Below are 21,006 nucleotides of genomic sequence, written 5' to 3' on the forward strand. Positions count from 1 at the left end.
CGGCATCTTGACAAGCGCGCTTGGGCTTCGCCAGGCCAAACGGAGAAGAGGGACGCGGGATGGGGTGGCTGCGGGCTCGCTGCGCTCGCCCTGCAGCCCGCGAGGCGGTCAGCTTGTGGACGGTCCCGGGGCGGTTGGGCTGGCGAGGGCTCGGGCTGGTGGCGGAGTCAGGCGGGGGGTGGGGTCAGGCGGGGGGTGGGGTGAGTGCCAGTTTGCGGGACTGGAGAACCAGCTTGCCTGCGGCGTCGACGACCACCACGTCCTCGTCGTACCACTGGCCGTGCACGGCTCTGCAGGTCACCTGGAGGCGCAGCCAGCCGCCTGCCGCGGGCGCGGAGCGGACCAGGGCGGTGAGTTGCACGGCGGGGGACCAGCCCCGCCTGCCCAGGTTGACCGTCACCGGCACCGGGACGTCGCCGGTGACCAGGGCGAAGTACGGGTCCGGCTGCTCGCCCAGCGGGCGGGCCCACAGGCGCAGCAGGAGCGGGCCCGCCGCCCTGCCGCGCAGGAAGCCCGCGCTGACCGGGTCCAGGCGCAGCTCGCACGCACCCGCCAGGCGCAGGCCGCCCTCGGGGGCCAGCGCCGACACGTCCACGGCGTCCTGCGGGGGCGACGCGGCCAGGTCCGGCAGGTCCGCGTACTCCACCGACGTGGGCGGGGCGCCCACCGTCACGGCGGCCTCCACGCAGGTCTGGCCGCGCTGCTCCAGCGCGCACGTCACCACCGCCGCCGCCCGGCCCGCCCTGCGGACCGAGGTGCGGATCAGGACCGGGCCCACCTCGGCGGCCCGCAGGAACTGGGCGGAGACCGCCAGTGGGGCGGGCTGGGTGTTCGGCGCGGTCGCGGCGTGGGCGGCTGCGCGGGCCAGCACGGCCAGCAGGAAGCCGCCGTGCGGGGACTGGCCGGTGGTCCACTCCGCGGGCAGCGCCGCGGTGTAGGTGCCGTCGCCCAGCGGGCGGACGGCGCTGGCCTGGGAGAACGGCACGGTGCTCCTCGGGGTGGGCGCGGGGCCCCTGGGGCTCACGCGCGGCCGACCAGGCCGCGCAGCAGGAGCGCGACGTCGGCCGGGCGCTCGACCACCCGGTCGAGGCGGTCGGCCCACGCCGGGCCGTACGGGGCGCGCACGCACACCACGTCGCCCGCCGCCGCCAACCGGTCCCGCTCCGCCGTGCGCACGCCCAGCGGCAGTTGCAGCTCGTACTCGCCGGGCTCCCGGCCGAACCAGCGGGCGCGCTCGCCCGCGATCTCCAGCAGCCTCGGGTCGTGCGTGGCGAACACCGGGTTGCCGTCCGCCTCCAGCAGGGCGTTGAGGCAGCGGACGTAGGCCAGGTCCGCGGCGTGCGGGTCGGTGCGGGCCACCGAGCCGGGCTCGCGCGGGCCGCCCCGGTCCAGCCGGACGCGGCTGCCCGCGAGCGCCGCGCAGTCGTCCTCGGTGCGCAGCAGCGCGGCCCTCAGGGCGACGGCGGTGCCCGGCCACTCCCGGCGCACCTCGCCGAGCACGCGCAGGAGGGCGTCGACGTCCACGTGGCCGTCGGCCTCCAGGGTGACGGTGGTGCCGCACTGGGCGGCTGCGGCGGCGAGCCGGGAGGCGTTGTCCAGGGCCAGGCGCTCGTCCACGAGCAGGCCGACGGCGCTGAGCGGCACGGCCACGTCGGTGTCGCAGGCCAGGCCGGTGGCGTGCAGCAGGTCGAGCAGCTCCAGGTCGGCCTGGACGGCGGACTCGGCGGACTCCCGGTCGGCCGAGGGGCCCGCGCAGCGCACCAGGGTCACCCGGAAGCCCAGGTCGACCAGCGAGGTCGCGGTGGCGACGGCGTCGGAGCCGGTCAGGCCGGCCGCGAACCTGCGCGCGGCGGACGGGAGCAGCGCGCGGGGCGGTTTCACGATCAAGAGGTTAGCGCCACTCCAGGTGCAGGCGCGCGAAGAGCAGCGCCTCGTTCAGCATCTCGGTGCGCTCGGCGGTGCTGCGGGCCTTGCGGGTGTTCACCTCCAGCACCACCTGCCCGGCGAACCCGCCGCTGGCCAGGCCCTCGCACAGCTGCGCGCACGGCTGGTTGCCCCGGCCGGGCACCATGTGCTCGTCCTTGGAGGCCCCGCTGCCGTCCGCCAGGTGCACGTGGGTGAGCCCGTCACCCATCCGCTTGGCCAGCTCCAGCGCGTCCATCTGCGCGGCGGCCGTGTGGGACAGGTCGAGCGTGTAGTGCCGGTGCCCGACGTCGGTCGGGTCGATCGAGGGCTTGAACGCCGTCATGGCCACCGACCGGCCGCGGCCGAGGCCGCTGCGCACCGGGAACATGTTCTCCACGGCGATCGCGATGCCGGTCTGGTCCTCCAGCTCGGCCACCAGCGCCGGGAACACCTCGGCGTAGCGGCGCTGCCAGATGAACGGCGGGTGCAGCACCACGGTCGGCGCGCCCAGCTCGGTGGCCGCGCGCACGCTGCGCCGCAACCGCTCCACCGGGTCGGACGACCACACCCGCTGGCTGATCAGCAGGCACGGGGCGTGCACGGCCAGCACGGGGACGCCGCTGCGCTCCACCAGCCTGCCGAGCGCGGCCACGTCCTGGCTGACCGGGTCGGCCCAGACCATGACCTCGACGCCGTCGTAGCCCAGCTCGGCCGCCGACTCGAAGGCCGAGGCGGCGGGCTGGGGCCACACCGATGCGGTGGAGAGCCCGACCGGGATCTTCCTGGCCGGGACCTCCCTGGCCGGGGGCCTCCCGCTCACGACTTCACCAGCAGCATCGCCGCGGGGGACACCGTGACGATCAGGCCGACCAGGACCGCGAGGACCGTGGTGCCCAGGTCGTCGGCGCGGCGGATGCGGCGCACCAGCAGCACGAGGCCGACCGTGACGGCCAGCGCGACGACGAGCGCGGCGGGCGCGAGGGTGCGCCACAGGAAGCTGAACCCGAGCCACAGCGCCGCGCCGCCGACCACGCCGACGGCGAGCTGGCCGATCATGACCAGCCACTCCTTGGCGGGCGAGCGCGGGGCCTCGTCCTCGTCCAGCTCGTCCACGTCGGACAGCCCCGCGGGGCCGTCGGACGCGGCCTTGCGCGCCTTCTTGGCCTTCTTGGGCCTCGGCTCGTCCTCGGGGTCGGCGAGGGCCTCGTCGTCCTCGTCCACGAACTCGTGGAACTCGGTGCCCTGCTGGAGCTGCGCGTCCCCGCCCTGCGGGGGCTTGGGCGCGCCGGGCGGGGTGTCCGAGTCGAGCGCGTCGCCGAACCAGTCCTCGGAGGTCTGGTCGGGCAGCGGCTCGGGCATCCGCGTCGGCGCGGGTGGCACGATCAGCACCGACTCGGTCGGCATCGACTCCAGCGGCACGTTCGGCACCAGCTGGTCGGGGACCCTCGGCAGGATCTCGGTGACCGCCTCGCGCGGCGGCGCGCCCGGCCGTCCGGGGGCGGGCGGCCTGACGGCCGGGTTCAGCCGGTCGACGGGCCGCTCGGGCGCCTCGACGCCCTGCATGTCCAGCTGGGTCGCCTCGGCCGACGCCGCGGGGACACCGCCGAGCCGGTCGGCCACGGGGCGCTCCAGCGCGGTGCGCTCGGCGGCGCGCTGCGCCTCGGCCTGCGCCTGCTTGCGGGCGCGCCGGGACGCGGGCATGGGGGGCGGCGGCGGGGGCTCGTCGTCGACGATCGGGGGGACCACGCGGGTCTCCTCGGCCGGGTCGACGGCGGGGCCGCGCCGCACCGGCGGCGGGGGGGCCACCGGCGGGGGCGAGGGGGCCACCGGGGGCTGGTAGGTGGTGCGCTCGTCCTGGTGACCGCGCTCGTCGTACCCGGCCCGCTCGTCGTAGCCCGCGCGCTCGTCCTGGTAGCCGCGCTCGTCCTGGTAGGGGGCGTGCTCCTCGACCGGCGGCTGCGGCTGGCGCCGGGGCGGTCGCTGCGGCAGCCCCGGCGCCGCGCGCGGCGGCGCGGGGGGCGGCGGGGGCGCCTCCGGGACGTCCTCCTCGCGGACCGGCGCCATGCGGGCGCTGTCCGTCGAGACGCGGTCGATTATCGCCTGCGGTCCCGTCGTCTCCGAGGCGTCTTCCTCCGCGCGGCGGCGCCTCCTGCGGGGCTTGGCGTCTTCTCCCGCCTTGCCGCCGTACTGGGCAAGCAGCTCCGCGACCGTGCGCGTGGTCTGCTCCGACTCGCTCTCTCGACTCATCAACTCCACCGTGCCCCGTGGCGGCCAGTCCGTCCAGTCTCACCCGACCGCTTGGTGGGCGCCTCGGAGGTGCCCTGCTCCGGACCACCAGTCTGGTCCAGTCGGCGCAGGATGACACCCTCCCTCAGCGCCCACGGGCAGATCTCCAGCTCACCGAGTGACAGGGCCCGCATGGCGGCCTCGGCCACCAGCGCGCCCGCCACGAGCTGGTGCGCGCGCGACGGGCTCACCCCCTCCAGCTCGGCGAGGTCGTGCGACGACATCCGCGAGATGAACGCGACGAGCTGCCGCAGGCCCGCGGCGGTCAGCACGCGGCGCGCGCGCGGACCGGCGGACGACGGCGCGGCCCCGGTGAGGCGCGCCAGCGTGCGGAACGTCTTCGACGTGGCGACGGCCCGGTCGGGCCGCCCTCCCGCCAGCAGCTCGCGCGCGACCGGGGCCAGCTGCCCGTCCAGCCACTCGGAGGTCTCGCGGATCTCGGTCCTGCCCGGCGGGTCCTTGCGGAACCGGGTGCGGGTCAGCCTGCCCGCGCCCAGCGGGACGGACAGGGCCGTCTCCGGCTCCTCGTCCATCCCCGCCGCCAGCTCCAGCGACCCGCCGCCGATGTCCAGGCACAGCAGCCTGCCCGCCGACCAGCCGTGCCAGCGGCGGACCGCCAGGAACGTGTGCCGCGCCTCGTCCTCCCCCGAGAGGACCTCCAGCTCGACGCCGGTCTCCTCGCGCACCCGCTCCAGCACGGCGGCGGAGTTGCCCGCCTCGCGCACGGCGGAGGTGGCGAACGCCATCAGCTCGGCGCAGCCGAGCCGCTCCGCGGAGGCCTTGGCCGCCGCGACCGCGCGGACCAGGTGGTCCGCGCCCGCACGGCTGAGGTCGCCCCGCCCGTCGAGCTGCTCCGCCAGCCGGAGCACCGACTTCTCGGAGCGGGCAGGCGTTGGGTGGGCACCACGATGCGCGTCCACCACCAACAGGTGGACCGTGTTGGAACCGACGTCAAGCACCCCGAGGCGCACGCGGAGCACCGTACCCGGTCGGGTGGATCAGGACTCGAACTTGTAGCCCAGACCTCGCACGGTAACCAGGTGACGGGGTGCGGCCGGGTCGGGCTCGACCTTGGACCTGAGCCGCTTGACGTGCACGTCCAGCGTCTTCGTATCACCGACGTAGTCCGCGCCCCACACCCGGTCGATGAGCTGACCGCGCGTGAGCACCCGGCCCACGTTGCGCAGGAGGTACTCCAGCAGGTCGAACTCCTTGAGGGGCAGCGCGACTTCTTCACCGTTGACAGTCACGACGTGCCGCTCGACGTCCATCCGGACCGGCCCCGCCTCCAGGACCTGCGGCAACAGCTCCTCGGACTCGCCGCCGCGGCGCAGCACGGCGCGGATCCGGGCGATCAGCTCGCGCGCGGAGTAGGGCTTGGTGACGTAGTCGTCGGCGCCGAGCTCCAGCCCGACCACCTTGTCGATCTCGCTGTCCCGCGCCGTGACCATGATCACCGGGACGGCCGAGCGCTGGCGCAGCTGCTTGCAGACGTCGGTGCCGCTCATGCCGGGGAGCATCAGGTCGAGCAGGACGATGTCGGCGCCGTTGCGGTCGAACTCCTCCAGCGCCTCGGGGCCGGTGGCGGCCAGCGCGGCGGTGAAGCCCTCCTTGCGGAGCAGGAAGGCGAGCGGATCGGCGAAGGACTCCTCGTCCTCCACGATGAGCACCCTGGTCACAGCTCTCCTCCGTGGTTGCCCGCGCCGGTGGTGGCGCGCGCGGCCGGTTCCCGGTCGGGAACGTCGTTCTGGGCCGTGCGGTCGGCCGGGATGCGCAGCGTGAAGGTCGAGCCGGTGCCGGGGCGGCTCCACAGCTTCACCTCGCCGCCGTGGTTGTTGGCCACGTGCTTGACGATGGCCAGCCCGAGGCCGGTGCCGCCGGTGGCGCGCGAGCGGGCCCGGTCGACCCGGTAGAAGCGCTCGAACACGCGGGTCTGCTGGTCCTCGGCGATGCCGATGCCCCGGTCGGTGACGGCGATCTCGACGCAGCCGTCGACGAGCCTGCGGCTGACCGAGACGGGGCTGCCGGGCGGGGAGTACGCGATGGCGTTCTCCAGCAGGTTGCTCAGCGCGGTCACCAGGAGGGTGCGGTCGCCCTCGACGGACAGGCCGCTCGCGTCGTCGGTGCCGACCTTGATGCCCGCGGACTCGGCGGACAGCCGGGTGCGGCTGAGCGCCTCGGAGACGACCACGTCCACGTCCACGTCGCTCAGCTCGGGCAGCCGCTCGGCGCCCTGCAGCCGGGAGAGCGCGATCAGCTCGGTGACCAGGGCGCCCAGCCGGGTGGCCTCCTGCATGATCTTCGCGCTGAACCGGCGGACCTCCTCCCGGTCGTCCGCGGCGTCGAGCACGGCCTCGGCGAGCAGCGCGAGCGCGCCCACCGGGGTCTTGAGCTCGTGGCTGACGTTCGCGACGAAGTCCCGGCGGGTGGCCTCCAGGCGGACCGACTCGGACTCGTCGGAGGCGTCCACCACGACGAACTCGTCGGTCAGGACCATGACCCTGGCGTGCACGGCCTCCGGCTGGCGCCCCCTGACCTCCAGGGGCGACAGGTCGACGGCGACGGGCTCACCGGTGGCGCGGGTGCGCTCGGCGGCGGTCCGCGCCCGGTCGTCGACGCGGTTGTTGCGCACCACGCCGAGGTCCTCGGCTCGCTGGTTGTGCAGCACCACGTCGCCGAAGCCGTTGAGCACGACGATGCCGTCGTGCGAGGAGCGGACGACCATCGCCATGAGGTCCGCCACGGTCAGCCCGGAGGGGCGGCGGTCCTTCCCGCGCGCCGAAGCACGTCCCAGGAAGAACGCCGCACCACCGATCAGCAGAACGCCGATCGCCAGGGCGAGGTAACCCGCTGCGCTCACCCACGCATCGTAAGCAGCCCTACAGGGGTTCGGCCTAGTGCGCGTGCGCGGTTCGTGATGCCCACGACACCTTTCGCGGGTCAAGTTCGCCCGTGCGATAGCCCCAGTTCACCCAGTCGTGTCCAAGTCAGCCATGTCCTGTTCGGACAGCCGCAACTGGCCGGCCGCCGTGTTCTCCTCCAGGTGACGCACGGACGACGTGCCGGGGATCAGCAGCACGTTCGGCGCGCGGTGCAGCAGCCAGGCGAGGGCGACCTGCCGGTCGGTCGCGCCGTGGCGCTCCGCGACCGAGGCGAGCGCCGCGTGCTGGAGCGGGGAGAAGCCACCCAGGGGGAAGAACGGGACGTACGCGATGCCCTCGGCGGTGGTGTGGTCGAGCAGGGCGTCGTCCTCGCGCTGGGCGATGTTGTACATGTTCTGCACGCACGCGACGGGCGCGATCGAGCGCGCCTGGTCCAGCTGGGACCGGGTGGCGTTGCTGACCCCCAGCTCGCCGATGAGGCCCTGCTCGCGCAGCTCGGCCAGGACCGTGAACTCGCGCTCGACGTCGCGGTCCTCGGGGCCGTGCGGGCCGCCGACGCGCAGGTTCACCACGTCGATCCGGTCGACGCCGAGCGTGCGCAGGTTGCTGTGCACGGCCTCGCGCAGCTGGTCGGAGCCGTGGGCGGGCACCCAGTCCTTGGCCTCGTTGCGCACGTAGCCGACCTTGGTGACCAGCACCAGGTGCTCCGGGTACGGGTGCAGGGCCTCCTTGATGAGCTCGTTGACGACGTGCGGGCCGTAGAAGTCGCTGGTGTCGAGGTGGTCGATCCCCAGTTCGACGGCGCGGCGGAGCACGGCGACGGCGGCGGCGGGGTCGGCGGGCGGCCCGTAGACGCCGGGGCCAGCGAGCTGCATGGCCCCGTAGCCGACCCGGTTGAGCTTGAGCATGTCCATGGTCGGAGAGCCTGCCCCCCGACGGCAGCGGCTGTCATCCGGTGGCAGCTTCCTGCCATCCTCGGTGGGGTGAGCGGGATGACCGGCGGGATCGCCGTGGTGCACGGCGAGGCGGAGCTGTACGACCGGACGGCGCACCTGTTCGCGTCGGCGGGGACCCTGTCGTGCGCGGCGAACGAGCTGGTCACGTGGGTCGCGGCGCACCGGGGCGGGGTGATGTCGCGGCAGCGGCCGAGCACCGGCGTGCGCAAGCTGTTCCGGCTCGGCGCGCTGCTCGACCCGGCGTGGGCCGGGCACGTCGAGGCGGTGCTGTCGGCGGGCGCGCGGGTGCGGCTGTCCCGGCACGAGGTGAACGAGACGATCCTGCTGGACGACCGGGTGGCGATCCTGGCGGGCGACCGCTCGCGCGGGCCGCGCGGGTACACCGTGGTCACCGAGCCGCAGCTGCTGAGCGGGATCACCTCGCTGTTCGAGGCGGCGTGGGAGTCCGGGGACGAGCTGTCCGAGCACGCGGGGGCGATGGCGGAGCTGCGGGCGGTCGCGCCGGGGGTGGCGGACGCGCTGAACCGGGGGTGGACGGACGACGCGGCGGCGCGGGAGCTGGGGATGTCGGTGCGCACCTACCGGCGGCGGGTGGCGGAACTGATGGCGGCGCTGGGCGCGTCGTCGCGGTTCCAGGCCGGGGCGCGGGCCCGCGAGCTGGGGTTGCTGTGACCGGTGGCGGGTGGGGTCCTGGTGGGGCCCCGGACGTGGACCGGCCCCGGTTCAGCGCTGGTGTCAGCGCTGAACCGGGGCCGGATCAGCTCGTGCCGGTGGCCGGGGTCAGCGACCCTGGTTGGCGACGGCCTTGATGGCGTCGGCCGCGGCGTCCGGGTCGAGGTAGGTGCCGCCGGGGTTGGTCGGCTTCAGGTCCTCGTCCAGGTCGTAGCGCAGCGGGATGCCCGTGGGGATGTTCAGGCCCGCGATGGCCTCGTCGGAGACGCCGTCGAGGTGCTTGACGAGGGCGCGCAGCGAGTTGCCGTGCGCGGCGACCAGCACGGTCCTGCCCGCGCGCAGGTCGGGCACGATCTCGGTCTCCCAGTACGGGATCATCCGCTTCACGACGTCGAGCAGGCACTCGGTCGGCGGCAGGTCGGGGCCGAGGCCCGCGTAGCGCGGGTCAGCGTCCTGGCTGAACTCGGTGCCGGGCGTGATGGGCGGCGGCGGGGTGTCGTAGGAGCGGCGCCAGAGCATGAACTGCTCCTCGCCGAACTCCTCCAGCGTCTGCTTCTTGTTCTTGCCCTGCAGCGCGCCGTAGTGCCGCTCGTTCAGGCGCCAGTCCCGGCGAACCGGGATCCAGTGCCGGTCGGCGGCGTCGAGCGCGAGGTTCGCCGTGGCGATCGCGCGGCGCAGCAGCGAGGTGTGCACCACCTCGGGCAGGAGACCGGCGTCGCGCAGCAGGGCGCCACCGCGCTTCGCCTCCTGAACGCCCTTCTCCGACAGGGGGACGTCCACCCAGCCGGTGAAGAGGTTCTCCGCGTTCCACACGCTCTCGCCGTGGCGGAGCAGCACCAGGGTTCCGACAGCCATGGCGCCAGCCTGCCAGATGGGTGACGGGGGCGCGCCGGGGCGGGGCTGAACCGATCGAGGAGGCGCGCGGTCGGTGGCGCGCGGTGGCGGGGCGCGGCCGTTCGGGCGCGGAACGCAGGCGCCGCAGGGGGAATCGGGTGGGCGGGGCGGCCCACCCGGTCACCCTCGGGGCCGCCCCGCGGACGCCGGGGGGCCGCTCGTCGACCGTCCCGACCGGACGGACCCGTTCGGGAGAGCTAAGTCACAGGGGTGGTGGGGCCGCGGGCGCCGCGGCCCCACCGCCGCCGTCACGCCCGCTCGCGCGCCCTCAGGTCCTTGCGCAGGATCTTCCCGGACGCCGACTTCGGCACCGCGTCGATGAACTCCACCGCCCGCACCTTCTTGTGCGGCGCGACGCGCTCGGCCACGTAGGACATCACCCCGGCCGCGTCCAGCTCCGCGCCCGGCTGGCGCACCACGAACGCCTTCGGGATCTCCTCGCCGTCCGCGTCGCGCGCGCCGATGACCGCCGCGTCCGCGATGGCCGGGTGGGTCAGCAGCAGGGCCTCCAGCTCGGCGGGCGGCACCTGGTAGCCCTTGTACTTGATCAGCTCCTTGACCCGGTCGACGATCGACACGTGCCCGTTCGCGTCGATCTCCGCGACGTCGCCGGTGCGCAGCCAGCCGTCCTCGTCGAGGGTCGCGGCGGTGGCGTCCGGGTTGTTCAGGTAGCCCTTCATCACGTTCGGGCCCCGGCACCACAGCTCGCCGCGGTCGGTCACGTCCTCGCCGGTGGCCGGGTCGACCAGGCGGCACTCCATGTTCGGGATCGGCACGCCGACCGTCCCGATCGGCACGTCGGTGGCGTCCGGCGGGGTCGCGTGGCTGACCGGGCTCATCTCGGTCATGCCGTAGCCCTGCACGACCCGGCAGCCCAACCGGGCGGCGACCGCCTCGCCCAGCGCGGCGTCCAGCGGGGCCGCGCCGGAGAACACGGTGTCCACGGCGGACAGGTCGTACTGGTCGACCAGCGGGTGCTTGGCCAGCGCCACGGCGACCGGCGGGGCGATGTAGACCCGGTCGGTGCGGTGCTCGGCGATGACCCGCAGGAACTCCGGCAGGTCGAACCTCGGCATCGTCACCACCCGCGCGCCGACCGCGAGGGACATGTTCATCAGCACGTTCATCCCGTAGATGTGGAAGAACGGCAGCACCGCGAGCACCCGGTTGCCCGGCCCGAGGCCGAGCGCGGGCTCGCACTGGGCGACGTTGGCGACCAGGTTCCGGTGGGTGAGCATGACGCCCTTGGCCCGGCCGGTGGTGCCCGAGGAGTACGGCAGCACGGCCAGGTCCTCGGGACCCGCGAGGTCCTCGGGGGCCGGGTCCCGGCAGGCGAGCAGGTCGGCCGCGCTCGGGTAGCCCTCGGCGCCGTCCAGCACGACGACGTCGGCGACGCCGGCCTTCTCGGCGGCGGCGGCCGACTGCGGCAGCAGCGGCGACACGGTGAGCAGCAGCTTCGCGCCCGCGTCGGCGAGCTGGTGGGCGATCTCGTCGACCGTGTAGAGCGCGTTGACCGTGGTGACGGCGGCCCCGGCGCGCAGCACGCCGTGGAACGCGGTGGCGTAGGCGGGGGTGTTCGGGCTGATCAGCCCCACGACGTCGCCCCTGCCGACCCCGCGCGCGGCGAGCCCCGCGGCGAACCGCTCGACGGAGGCGGCGAGGGCGGCGTAGGTGGTCTCGGCGCCGGTCGCGCCGTCCACCAGCGCGACGCGGTCGGCGCGCTCGCCCAGGTCCTCGAACAGGTAGCGGTGCAGCGGGAGGTCCGGGACCACGACATCGGGGAGCGGACTGCGGAAGACCATGGGCGGTGCCTCATTCGCTCGGCGGCTTCGGCCGTCATGGTGATCCAAGCCACACTACCGGGTCAAGACACTGGGAGTGACGACTACGCCGTTACTTAACTCGGCTAATAACACTCGAACGGCGTAAAGGAAAGTCTTGTGGTGATCGCCGCCGATCTGCCAAGTTGGCAGGGCTCAAGCGGGTCGGCTCCCACGCACTCCGACGACCCGCCTGGGAAACCCGCGGTGCGCACTCCCCCCGTCGAACCGCGGGCCCGCTCGGACTGATCGGACTCCCCCCAGTCCTCGTCCGCACGCAGCGGGATCGACGCGGGGCGGCTTGAGCTACTGACTCCCCCTCTCTCCAAGCCGCCCCGCGCTCCCCGCCGATCACTCACGCGCAGTAGCGCCAACCGGGTGAACGCTCACTCCTTCGGTGGCACCTGGGCCTGTTCGGCGGCCTGCCCTTCCCGATCTTCGGGAAGATCACCTGCGGACGCCCCGGAACCCGCTTCGGGATCGACCCGGCCACCGCCTGCCACCTGACCGGACCCGCGCGCCACCGCCCGCAGCCCCCGCTCCCGCCGCCGCCGCAACGCCACCAGGGCGGTCACCGGGATCGCCAGCACGACCAGGAACGGCAGGGCGGCCCCCAGCGCGGCCAGCACGAACGCCAGCGCCACGACCAGCGCGTCCCAGCCGCCGCGCAGCGCGTCCAGGAACCCCGGAGGACCGTCGTCGGGCGCGGCCTTGCCCGGCTCGGTCCGCACCACCACGGTCACCGTGGACAGCGCGACGCGCCCCTTGAGCGACTCCAGCCGCCCCTGCAGCGACTCCAGCTCGGCCTGCCGCCGGGTCAGCTCGCCCTCGATCTGCGCGATCTCGGCGGTGCTGCCCGCCCGGTCCAGCAGCGCCCTGATCCGCTCCACGGACGCCCGCTGCGCGGTCAGCCGCGCCTGCACGTCCACGACCTGCTCGGTGACGTCCTCGGTCCGCACCTCGCGCCGCTCCACCGAGGCCCCGTCCAGCCCGCCCAGCGCCCCCAGGAAGTCCTCGAACCGCTCCCCCGGCACCCGGACCACCGCCGTGCCCCGCTGGCCGGTGGAGCTCTCGCTGGCGACGAACCCGCCCCGCTCCCCGGCGGCGGCCTTGACCCGCGCCACCACGCCGTCGACGTCGCCGGACACCAGGTCCACGTCGGCCGTGCGCACCAGGTCCCGCCCGGACAGCACCTCGCCCGGCTGCTCGGGGGCCTGCTGCCCGCTCCCTGCCGAGTCCTGCCGGGCCGAGTCCTGCCGGGCCGAGTCCTGCCGGGCCGGGTCCTGCTGGGCGGGGTCCTGACGGGCCGGGTCCCGCTGGGGCGCGATCCCCTGCGCGCCGCCCTCGTCCGGAGCCACCCTCGCGGGCGCCATCGCGGGCGTCCCGCCCCCGGAGCACCCGGCCAGCAGCCCCAGCGCCACCACGCCCACCACCACGACACGTCTCACCGCGACCCCTCCCTCGAACGCTGCCGGTGGGACGGTGCGGGGTGGGCGCGGCGTTGCCGCTAGCCGGTCACGAGTCGGACACGAGGTGCCGGAACGCGCTCAGGTTCGCCAGCGGCTCGCCCCGCGAGACCCGCCACGCCCACTCCCGCCGGATCGCCGAGGCGAACCCCAGCTCCAGCAGCGGGTTGAAGTCGCCGTCCGCGGCCTCCAGCACCTGCCCGAGCACCCGGTCCAGCTCGTCCGGCGTCACCGCGTGCCGCCCGACCCGCCCGACCAGGTAGACGTCGCCCTCGCCGTCGACCGTGTAGTGCACCCCGTACAGCCGGGCGTTGCGCCGCAGCAGGAACCGGTACACCTCCTCGAACGCCTCGTCCGGCCTGCGGCACACGAACGCCTCGACCAGCACGGCGTGCCGCCCCACCACCAGCCAGCAGTTGGTGCGCAGCTTCTTCGTCCCCGGCAGCTCCACGAAGAACCGCCCCGGCTCGGGGCTCTCGTAGGCCAGCCCCCGGTCGTCCAGGGTGGACCTGATGACGGCGTCCAGCTCGGCATCGGTCGGGCTCACGCGTAGACCTCCTCCCGGAACACGTCACGAGCCTGCTCGTACGCCGCGAGCAGCGATTCGGTCGTGCGGTCCCAGGAGAACCCTCGCGCATGGCCGACCGCGTTGCCCGCCAGCTCCTGCCGCAGCCCCGGCGCGAGGGCGATCCGGGACAGCGCGTCCGCCCAGTCCGCGGTCCGGTGCCCGGCCACCAGCAGCCCGGTCACCCCGTCGCGCACGGCCACCGGCAGCCCGCCGACGGCGGCGGCCACCACGGGCGTCCCGCACGCCTGCGCCTCCAGCGCCACCAGCCCGAACGACTCGTTGTGGCTGGGCACGGCGACCGCGTCGGCCGCCCGGTACACCCGCGCGAGCGAGCCACCGCCCTGCGGCGGCAGGAACCGCACCACGTCGGCCACGCCGAGCGAGCGCGCCAGCCCGACCAGCTCGTCGGGGGTGCGCATCCCGGACCCGGACGGCCCGCCGACGACCAGCACCACCAGCCGGGACCGCAGTCCGGGGTCGCGCTCCAGCAGGGCGGCGGTGGCGCGCACGAGCACGTCCGGCGCCTTCAGCGGCTGGATGCGCCCGACGAACGCGAGCACCAGCGCGTCGGGCGCCAGGCCCAGCGAGCGCCTGGCCTCGCCGCGGTCGCCGGGGGTGAACCGGTCGAGGTCGACGCCGGGCGGCACGACCAGCACCTTGGCCGGGTCGGCCGCGTACAGCCCGGTGAGCTGGTCGGCCTCCACGTCGGTGTTGGCGATCAGCCGGTCGGCCTCGGCGACCACCTGCTCCTCGCCGATGACCCGCATCCTCGGCTCGGGCGCGTCGGAGTCGGCCAGCGCCAGGTTCTTCACCTTGGCCAGGGTGTGCGCGGTGTGCACCAGCGGCACGCCCCAGCGCTCCCGCGCCAGCCAGCCGACCTGACCGGACAGCCAGTAGTGCGAGTGGACGACGTCGTAGTGGCCCGGCTCGTGGCGGGCCTCGGCGCGCAGCACGCCCGCGGTGAACGCGCACAGCTGGCCGGGCAGCTCCTCCTTCTCCAGCCCGGAGAAGGGCCCGGCGACCACGTGCCGCACCTGCACGCCCGGCGCCAGCTCCGCGACCGGGGGCAGCTCGGACGAGGTGGCCCTGGTGAAGATCTCCACCTCGACGCCGCGCCTGGCCATCGCGGTGGCGGTCTGCACCACGTAGACGTTCATGCCGCCCGCGTCGCCGGTCCCCGGCTGCTCCAGCGGCGACGTGTGCACCGACAGCACCGCGACCCGCTTCACCGGACCACCTCCGCGACGGACGCGACCGGGTTCGCTGCTGGCTCCCGACCGAGGACAGATGTCTCCACGACCATGACCAACGCCTTGAGGGCTGCTCGACTTCCCGGTTCGTGCGCACCGTCACAGGTCTGCCCGAAAAACCCGAGGGGCCCCACCGCGACTGCGGTGGGGCCCCTCTCGGAAGGTCTGGCGCTCAGCGGGCCGGGCGGATCAGCGGGCCCGCCGAACCCGCGCGGTTCACAGCGCCGACATGGTCTGCCACTGCGACCACGGGATCTGCCAGTCGTACCAGTCGAACTGCGGCGGCAGCGTGTGGCTGGCGCCGGTGACCTCCACCGGGTCGCCGACCAGCGCCGAGTCGTAGTAGTCCTTCGCGTCGGCCTCGGACAGGTTCGCGCAGCCGTGCGAGGTGTTGTTCTTGCCGATGTTGGCGAGGTTGTCGTTGTTCTCGTGGATGAACTCGCCGTGGTTCGAGAACCGCACGGCCCACTTCTTGAGCACGTTGGTGTAGCCGTAGCGCGGGTTGTCGAAGCTGAACTGCGGGTCCTTCTGCATGACCACGAACGTGCCGTTCGGCGTGTTCAGGTCCGGCTCGTCGTCCTTGCCGAAGGAGGCCGGGTAGCTCTTCACGGTCTGCCCGTCGCGCTGCACCACGAGCTGGTGCGACGGGGTGTCGATCTTCACGACCTGGTTGCGGCCGATGGTGAAGTCGCTGGTCACGTCGGCCCGGCCGTACGCGCCGCCGCCGTAGGCCACGCCGTACAGCTTCGCCTCGACGCGGATCTTCGTGTTCGCGGGCCAGTAGTTCTCCGGCCGGTAGTGCACCTCGCGGGCGTTGAGCCACGCCCAGGAGCCCTGCACGTTCGCGCTGTTGGTGACGGTCAGCGCCTTCTCGACGGTCGCCTTGTCCTGCACGTCCGCGTCGAACTCGACCTTGATCGGCACCGCGACGCCCATGACCTGGTCGTCGCCGGGGAACAGCGTGGCGCGGACCTGGCTGGCGGGCGCGAGCGTGGTGAACGAGCCGGTCAGCTCGACCGGCTTGCCGTCCGACCCGGTGGCCTTGCCGGAGTAGCTGTACTGCTTGCCGAAGCCCAGCGGCTCGGTGCTCGCCCAGCTCTTCCTGTCCTCGGCGAGCGCGCCCTGGACGGACTGGCCCTCCGGGTTGGTGACGGCGACCTGGTCGATCGCCCCGTCCTGCACCTCGACCTTGACCGGCGAGTTCACCGGCACGTCCTTCGCCCCGTCGGCGGGGTTCGCGGTGAGCTTCGCGACCGGCGGGGCGTCCCCGCCGACCGGAGAGGGGCTCCCCTGCTCCACGTTCGACGAGCACCCGACCAGCAGCGCGCCGCCCACGAGCAGCGCGGCCAACTTCTTTCGCACGTTTCCGACCTCCCACCGACAAGGACGTCCCAGAACCCCGGCAAGTGCAGGTGACCTGCGCCACAGGACGGGGTCCACCGCGGGATCGACCTAGGATCGCGGTGTGAACCGTCCTACCGCAGTAGTCACCGGGGCCAGCGCGGGAATCGGCGAGGCCACCGCCCGCAGGCTGGCCGCCGAGGGCTTCCACGTCGTGCTCGGCGCCCGGCGACTGGAACTGGTCCAGAGTATCGCGGCCGAGGTGGACGGCACGGCGATCGAGCTGGACGTGACGGACGCCGCGTCCGTCGCGGCCCTGGCCGAGGCCGTGCCCGAGGTCCGCGTGCTGGTCAACAACGCGGGCGGCGCCCGCGGGCTGAGCAGCGTCGCCGAGGCCGACGAGGAGCAGTGGCGCTGGATGTGGGAGACCAACGTGCTCGGCACGCTCCGGGTCACCAAGGCGCTGCTGCCCAAGCTGATCGCCTCCGGCGACGGGCACGTCGTCACGGTGACCTCGATCGCCGCGCTGGAGGCCTACGACAACGGCTCCGGCTACACCTCGGCCAAGCACGCGCAGTCCGCGGTGCACCGCACGCTGCGCGGCGAACTGCTCGGCGAGCCGGTCCGGATCACCGAGGTCCTGCCGGGCATGGTCGAGACGGACTTCTCCGTCAACCGGTTCGACGGGGACGCCGAGCGCGCCGCCGCCGTCTACCGGGGCCTGACCCCGCTCACCGCCGACGACGTCGCCGACACCATCGCGTTCGCGGTGACCAGGCCCTCGCACGTCAACCTGGACACCATCGTGCTCAAGCCCCGCGCCCAAGCGTCCGCGAGCCGAGCCCACCGGGCGTGAGCAGGTAGACGTCGAGCTGGTCCAGCACCGGCCCGACCGGGTTGGCGAACGACCGGTGCGGGCTGCCCGCGCAGTAGAGCCCGACCACGTGGTTCTCCTCGTCGAGCAGCACCGCGCCGGAGTCGCCGTGGTCGCCGAACCCCGGCGTCTCCACCCGGATCTGGTCGTGCAGGGTCCGCACGCCGATGCCCGCGCCGTAGTCGAGCCGGATGACCGCGTCGGTGGACGCGACCACGCCCGCGGTGATCCCGGTGGTGCGCCCGCGCTTGCGCACCGGCGCGCCCACGCGGGCGTCCGCCGCGCCGAGCACCGGGCCGAGGCCGACCACCTCGGGCGAGGTGTGCCTGGCGTGCAGCAGCAGCGCCGCCGCGTCGACCCGGCTGGACAGGGCGGCGCGCGCGAGCGTGGCGATCCGGTCGCGCACCGGGTGGCCCCCGTCCACCCTGGACGGGTGCACCATCGGGTCGCCGACCTCCCACGCGTCGTCCACGCAGGCCACGTGGAACGCGGTCAGCGCCATGGGCCGGTGCGTCCCCCTGGCCCGCACGAGCGCGCCGAGGGTGCCCGCGACGAGGTAGTCGTCGGCCCTGGGCACGTCGGGCGGCACGAAGCGCACCGAGCGGCTGGGTCCGACGCCGATGCCCCCGAGCACGCGGCCGTGCCGCTCGGCCCCGCTCCCGCCCTGCGGCGAGGCCAGGGTGTGGTGCGGCGCGAACGAGTCCTGCACGACGTCCGTGGGGACGCCGAGCACGTCCGGCGGGATGGTGTGGCGTCCCGCGGCGCCCTTCTCGCGGACGTAGACGACGATCGCCAGCCGCCCAGTCGGCTCGCCGCCGACGACCTTCTCCCCGATGTCCACACCGACCACACCGGGCCTGCGCAGGAAGTCGTCCTCGACCAGCCTCTTGAGCGGCCTGACCGCCGCCCTCCCGTAGTCCGGATGGTCCATGACGACCTCCGTGTAACGCTCCTACCACCATGAAACGCGCTGGGTGAGGATTCGTCACACGGAGTCACCCATTCGGCCTTCACCACGTGGAGGCGAGCGGAACCCCTTGCCGGGCAACGGTTCCACCCCCGGCAATCACCAGGCCTACCCCCGGTCACCCGAGGTCAACCCGCGCGTCGCCGGGTCAGAGCGAACAGCCCACCATGACCGGTTCCGGGTGCAGCTCCACGCCGAACGCGCCGCGCACCCCGTCCCGGACCTCCCTGGCGAGGTCGAGCAGGTCCTCGGTGGCCGCGCCGCCCCGGTTGGTCAGGGCGAGGGTGTGCTTGCTGGACAGCGCGACCCGCCCGCCGGGACCCCGGTGGCCCTTGGCGAAGCCCGCGCGCTCGATCAGCCAGGCGGCGGACAGCTTGCGGTGGCCGGAGGTCGCCGGGTAGGTCGGCACGGCCACGTCGTCGCCGAGGCGCTCGGCGATGCGGATCAGCACCCCGCCGAGGGTGGTCTCGTCGAGCAGCGGGTTGGTGAAGAACGAGCCTGCGCTCCACGTGTCGTGGTCGGCGGCGTCGAGCACCATGCCCTTGCCCCTGCGCAGCTCCAGCACGGCCTTGCGGGCGGCGTCGGCGGGCACCCGGTCGCCCTGCTCGACGCCGAGGACGCGGGCCAGCTCGCCGTAGCGGATCGGCGCGGACTGGCCGCCGGAGGTGAGCGCGAAGCGGGCCCGCAGCACGACGGCGCGGTCGGTTCCCTTGAGGACCGAGGTCCGGTAGGCCAGGCCCAGCGCCTCGGCGGGCACCTGGTTGACCCGGCCGGTGGCCCGGTCCAGCAGGTCGACCGAGGTCAGCACCTGCGACACCTCGACGCCGTACGCGCCGACGTTCTGCACCGGGGTCGCGCCGACCTGGCCGGGGATGCCGGACAGGCACTCCAGCCCGCCCAGGCCCTGCGAGACGGCGTCGGCGACGACCGAGTCCCAGTCCTCGCCCGCCTCCACGGTGAACTGGACGAGCCCGTCGCCGAGCGGGTCGACGCGGCGGCCGGTGGTGCCCACCTGGATCGCGGTGCCGGGAAAACCCTCGTCCGCGACGACCAGGTTCGATCCCCCGCCGAGCAGGAGCACGGGGTCGCCGGTAGCGTCCGCGGCGCGGACGGCGTCGACGAGCTCGGCGGCGGTGGTGGCGCGCAGGAAGCGCGCGGGCGGGCCACCGAGCCGCAGTGTGGTGCACTCGGCGAGCGGCACGCGACCGCGCTCCTGGGCACTGGACGACAGCGGGGTGGTCACAGGGGTAAACGGTAGCCTCCGCGACATGGCACGCCGCATCGAGCACCTGACCGAGACGACTTGGCCCGCCGCCGACGTGTACGCGGCGCTGGTCGACGAGTCGTACCTGCGCGCCCGCCTGGAGGTGCTCGGCGGCTCCGGCGCCGCCCTGCTCAGCCACGCGGTGACCGCCACGGGCGTCGCCTACGAGCTGCGCCAGGGCGTCTCGTCGGCCGACCTGCCGCCCATCGCGAGCAAGGTCCTGGGCGGTGACCTGGTCATCACGCGCGCGGAGTCGTGGACGGAGGCCGGGTACACCTGCACGTCGCGGGTGGACATCACGGGCGTCCCCGGCGAGCTGGACGGCGCCATGACGGTGGCCGACAAGCCGGGCGGCGGGTCCACGATCACCCTCACCGGACAGGTGAAGGTGAAGATCCCGCTGGTGGGCGGGAAGGTCGAGGAGATGGTCGTCGAGCAGGTCGCGAAGCTGCTCGACAAGGAGACGGAGTTCACGTCCCAGTGGCTCGCGCGCCGAGGCTAGCCGCGGGCCGCGCGCGGGCGATGGGCCTGCCCACGCGCGGCACCACCAACCCGAACCGCCTGCGCCGGGTCGACAGGTGGGTCCTGTCCGCGCACCGCGACCTGCTCGTCGGGTCGCCGCTCGTGGTGGACCTGGGGTACGGGTCGACGCCGATCACGACCGTGGAGATGGCCGCGAGGCTGCGGAAGGCGTGCCCGGACGTGCGCGTGCTGGGCCTGGAGCTGGACGCCGAGCGCGTGGAGGCAGGCAAGGCCGTCGCCGACCCGCCGGGACTGGACTTCCGGCGGGGCGGGTTCGAGCTGGCGGGCGCGAGACCGGTGCTGCTGCGGGCGTTCAACGTGCTGCGGCAGTACACGGAGGAGCAGGCCGTCGAGGCGTGGGGCACGATGCTCGGCAGGCTCGCGCCGGGCGGGGTGCTCGTGGAGGGCACCTGCGACGAGGTCGGCAGGCGCTGCACGTGGGTGTCGCTGACCGCGGAGGGGCCGCAGACCTTCACCTTGTCGTGCCTGCCCGCGGATCTGGACACGCCGGGGGACCTGGCGGAGCGGCTGCCGAAGGCGCTGATCCACCGGAACGTGCCGGGCGAGCGCGTGCACGCGCTGCTGGCCGAACTGGACACCTGCTGGGCGACGGCGGCCCCGTTCGCCCCGTTCGGGCCGAGGGCCCGGTGGGTGGAGTCGGTGCGGTTGCTGGCGACGAGGTGGCCGGTGCTGGACGACCGGAAGCGGTGGCGGTTGGGGGAGGTCACCGTGCCTTGGGAGTCGGTGCGACCCTAGGGGTTGGGGTTGGGGTTGGGCTTGCAGGTTTTAGCTCTTGGTTTGCGGTTTGCGGTTTTTGCTCGTGGTTTTTGCTTTTGATTGTATGCTTTGCTTTTGCTTGCGGTTTTTCAGCCGTCACCGCGCAGCGGGCTGTGGAGCGAGCGCAGCGAGCCCACAGCACTGCTCCCGCGTCCCTCGTCTCCGTTTGGCCTGGCGAAGCCCAAGCGCGCTTGTCAAGATGCCGCCGCACTGCGCGGAAGACCGCCCGAGCCGTACGGCGTCTTGACAAGTGTGCTTGCCTGAAAGGAGGCCAAACGGAGACGAGGGACCCGGACCACCGCAGTAGTTGAAGCAGTAAACCGCACCACAAGACCAACTGCCGCCGGCCGGCAGAGCTTGTGTCCCCTCGTTTTTGGAGGCCTGCCCCGCCGGCGAGGCGATGTTTTTCGCTTTTGACTTTGACTTTTGACTTTCGCTTTTGACTTCGAAGCTGAAAACCTAAAGTCAAAGTCAAGAGCTCAAAAGCACGCCTCGCCGGCGGGGCAGACCTCCAAAAAAGAGGGGCACAGGCTCTGCCGGCCGGTGACCGTTGGTCCTGTGC

At 73.8% G+C, this 21,006-nt stretch carries 20 protein-coding genes; 4 read left to right on the forward strand and 16 right to left on the reverse strand.

The window, feature by feature from the left end; translation table 11 throughout:
- Positions 1-184: 184 nt before the first annotated feature.
- The 8 genes from CNX65_RS33240 to CNX65_RS33275 form a co-directional block, all read right to left on the reverse strand.
- The gene (locus CNX65_RS33240) at positions 185-985 is read right to left on the reverse strand and encodes a thioesterase family protein (protein WP_096497238.1); all 801 of its coding nucleotides are present in this window, start codon (positions 983-985) and stop codon (positions 185-187) included.
- A 35-nt stretch (positions 986-1,020) separates the two neighbouring features.
- Positions 1,021-1,881, reverse strand: a complete 861-nt coding sequence (locus tag CNX65_RS33245) for a proline dehydrogenase family protein (RefSeq protein WP_096498118.1) — start codon at positions 1,879-1,881, stop codon at positions 1,021-1,023.
- A 10-nt stretch (positions 1,882-1,891) separates the two neighbouring features.
- Positions 1,892-2,725 (reverse strand): sugar phosphate isomerase/epimerase family protein, encoded by an 834-nt coding sequence (locus CNX65_RS33250; RefSeq protein ID WP_096497239.1) that lies wholly within the window; start codon positions 2,723-2,725, stop codon positions 1,892-1,894.
- Positions 2,722-4,152, reverse strand: coding sequence for a hypothetical protein (locus CNX65_RS36525; RefSeq protein ID WP_177154555.1), 1,431 nt, complete (start codon positions 4,150-4,152; stop codon positions 2,722-2,724). Before CNX65_RS36525 ends, CNX65_RS33250 begins: the two co-directional genes overlap by 4 nt.
- On the reverse strand, positions 4,152-5,162 hold the full coding sequence (locus CNX65_RS33260) for a Ppx/GppA phosphatase family protein (RefSeq protein ID WP_096498119.1): 1,011 nt from the start codon (positions 5,160-5,162) through the stop codon (positions 4,152-4,154). Before CNX65_RS33260 ends, CNX65_RS36525 begins: the two co-directional genes overlap by 1 nt.
- Positions 5,163-5,189: 27 nt before the next feature.
- A complete protein-coding gene (locus CNX65_RS33265) occupies positions 5,190-5,870 on the reverse strand; it encodes a response regulator transcription factor (protein ID WP_096497240.1) in 681 nt (226 codons plus the stop codon).
- Entirely contained in the window at positions 5,867-7,051 is a 1,185-nt protein-coding gene (locus CNX65_RS33270) for a sensor histidine kinase (RefSeq protein WP_096497241.1), read from the reverse strand. Before CNX65_RS33270 ends, CNX65_RS33265 begins: the two co-directional genes overlap by 4 nt.
- A gap of 108 nt (positions 7,052-7,159) precedes the next feature.
- Complete coding sequence (locus CNX65_RS33275; RefSeq protein ID WP_096497242.1) at positions 7,160-7,987, reverse strand: oxidoreductase; 828 nt, start codon at positions 7,985-7,987, stop codon at positions 7,160-7,162.
- A gap of 78 nt (positions 7,988-8,065) precedes the next feature.
- On the opposite strand from CNX65_RS33275, the gene CNX65_RS33280 reads away from it, so the two are divergent.
- Positions 8,066-8,701 (forward strand): helix-turn-helix domain-containing protein, encoded by a 636-nt coding sequence (locus CNX65_RS33280; protein ID WP_096497243.1) that lies wholly within the window; start codon positions 8,066-8,068, stop codon positions 8,699-8,701.
- Between the two features lie 108 nt (positions 8,702-8,809).
- Here CNX65_RS33280 and CNX65_RS33285 read toward each other — a convergent pair whose 3' ends face one another.
- The 6 genes from CNX65_RS33285 to CNX65_RS33310 all read right to left on the reverse strand — a co-directional run bounded on the left by CNX65_RS33285 (position 8,810) and on the right by CNX65_RS33310 (position 16,061).
- Positions 8,810-9,556 (reverse strand): phosphoglyceromutase, encoded by a 747-nt coding sequence (locus tag CNX65_RS33285; protein WP_015805427.1) that lies wholly within the window; start codon positions 9,554-9,556, stop codon positions 8,810-8,812.
- Positions 9,557-9,843: 287 nt separating this feature from the next.
- Complete coding sequence (locus tag CNX65_RS33290; protein ID WP_096497244.1) at positions 9,844-11,397, reverse strand: 4-coumarate--CoA ligase family protein; 1,554 nt, start codon at positions 11,395-11,397, stop codon at positions 9,844-9,846.
- A gap of 404 nt (positions 11,398-11,801) precedes the next feature.
- Positions 11,802-12,863 (reverse strand): DUF4349 domain-containing protein, encoded by a 1,062-nt coding sequence (locus CNX65_RS33295; protein ID WP_157767944.1) that lies wholly within the window; start codon positions 12,861-12,863, stop codon positions 11,802-11,804.
- A 67-nt stretch (positions 12,864-12,930) separates the two neighbouring features.
- On the reverse strand, positions 12,931-13,428 hold the full coding sequence (locus tag CNX65_RS33300; RefSeq protein WP_096497246.1) for a type III secretion system chaperone family protein: 498 nt from the start codon (positions 13,426-13,428) through the stop codon (positions 12,931-12,933).
- Positions 13,425-14,678, reverse strand: a complete 1,254-nt coding sequence (gene mshA, locus CNX65_RS33305) for a D-inositol-3-phosphate glycosyltransferase (RefSeq protein ID WP_096497247.1) — start codon at positions 14,676-14,678, stop codon at positions 13,425-13,427. The genes CNX65_RS33300 and mshA overlap by 4 nt, the downstream gene beginning before the upstream one ends.
- 237 nt (positions 14,679-14,915) lie before the next feature.
- Positions 14,916-16,061, reverse strand: coding sequence for a L,D-transpeptidase (locus CNX65_RS33310; RefSeq protein ID WP_096497248.1), 1,146 nt, complete (start codon positions 16,059-16,061; stop codon positions 14,916-14,918).
- Between the two features lie 103 nt (positions 16,062-16,164).
- On the opposite strand from CNX65_RS33310, the gene CNX65_RS33315 reads away from it, so the two are divergent.
- Positions 16,165-16,896 carry an SDR family NAD(P)-dependent oxidoreductase gene (locus tag CNX65_RS33315; protein ID WP_096497249.1) on the forward strand — a complete coding sequence of 244 codons (732 nt, stop codon included), beginning with the start codon at positions 16,165-16,167 and terminating at the stop codon, positions 16,894-16,896.
- Here CNX65_RS33315 and CNX65_RS33320 read toward each other — a convergent pair.
- Both CNX65_RS33320 and CNX65_RS33325 read right to left on the reverse strand, forming a co-directional pair.
- Entirely contained in the window at positions 16,850-17,845 is a 996-nt protein-coding gene (locus tag CNX65_RS33320) for a chymotrypsin family serine protease (RefSeq protein WP_096497250.1), read from the reverse strand. The genes CNX65_RS33315 and CNX65_RS33320 overlap by 47 nt on opposite strands.
- A gap of 184 nt (positions 17,846-18,029) precedes the next feature.
- Positions 18,030-19,151 (reverse strand): UDP-N-acetylmuramate dehydrogenase, encoded by a 1,122-nt coding sequence (locus CNX65_RS33325; protein WP_373565535.1) that lies wholly within the window; start codon positions 19,149-19,151, stop codon positions 18,030-18,032.
- On the opposite strand from CNX65_RS33325, the gene CNX65_RS33330 reads away from it, so the two are divergent.
- Together CNX65_RS33330 and CNX65_RS33335 are read left to right on the forward strand one after the other, a co-directional pair.
- Positions 19,150-19,647, forward strand: a complete 498-nt coding sequence (locus CNX65_RS33330; RefSeq protein WP_096497251.1) for a DUF2505 domain-containing protein — start codon at positions 19,150-19,152, stop codon at positions 19,645-19,647. The genes CNX65_RS33325 and CNX65_RS33330 overlap by 2 nt on opposite strands.
- A gap of 20 nt (positions 19,648-19,667) precedes the next feature.
- Positions 19,668-20,423, forward strand: coding sequence for a class I SAM-dependent methyltransferase (locus CNX65_RS33335; protein WP_096497252.1), 756 nt, complete (start codon positions 19,668-19,670; stop codon positions 20,421-20,423).
- Positions 20,424-21,006: the final 583 nt, after the last annotated feature.

The organism is Actinosynnema pretiosum (assembly GCF_002354875.1).
GTDB classification, from domain to species: Bacteria; Actinomycetota; Actinomycetes; order Mycobacteriales; family Pseudonocardiaceae; genus Actinosynnema; species Actinosynnema auranticum.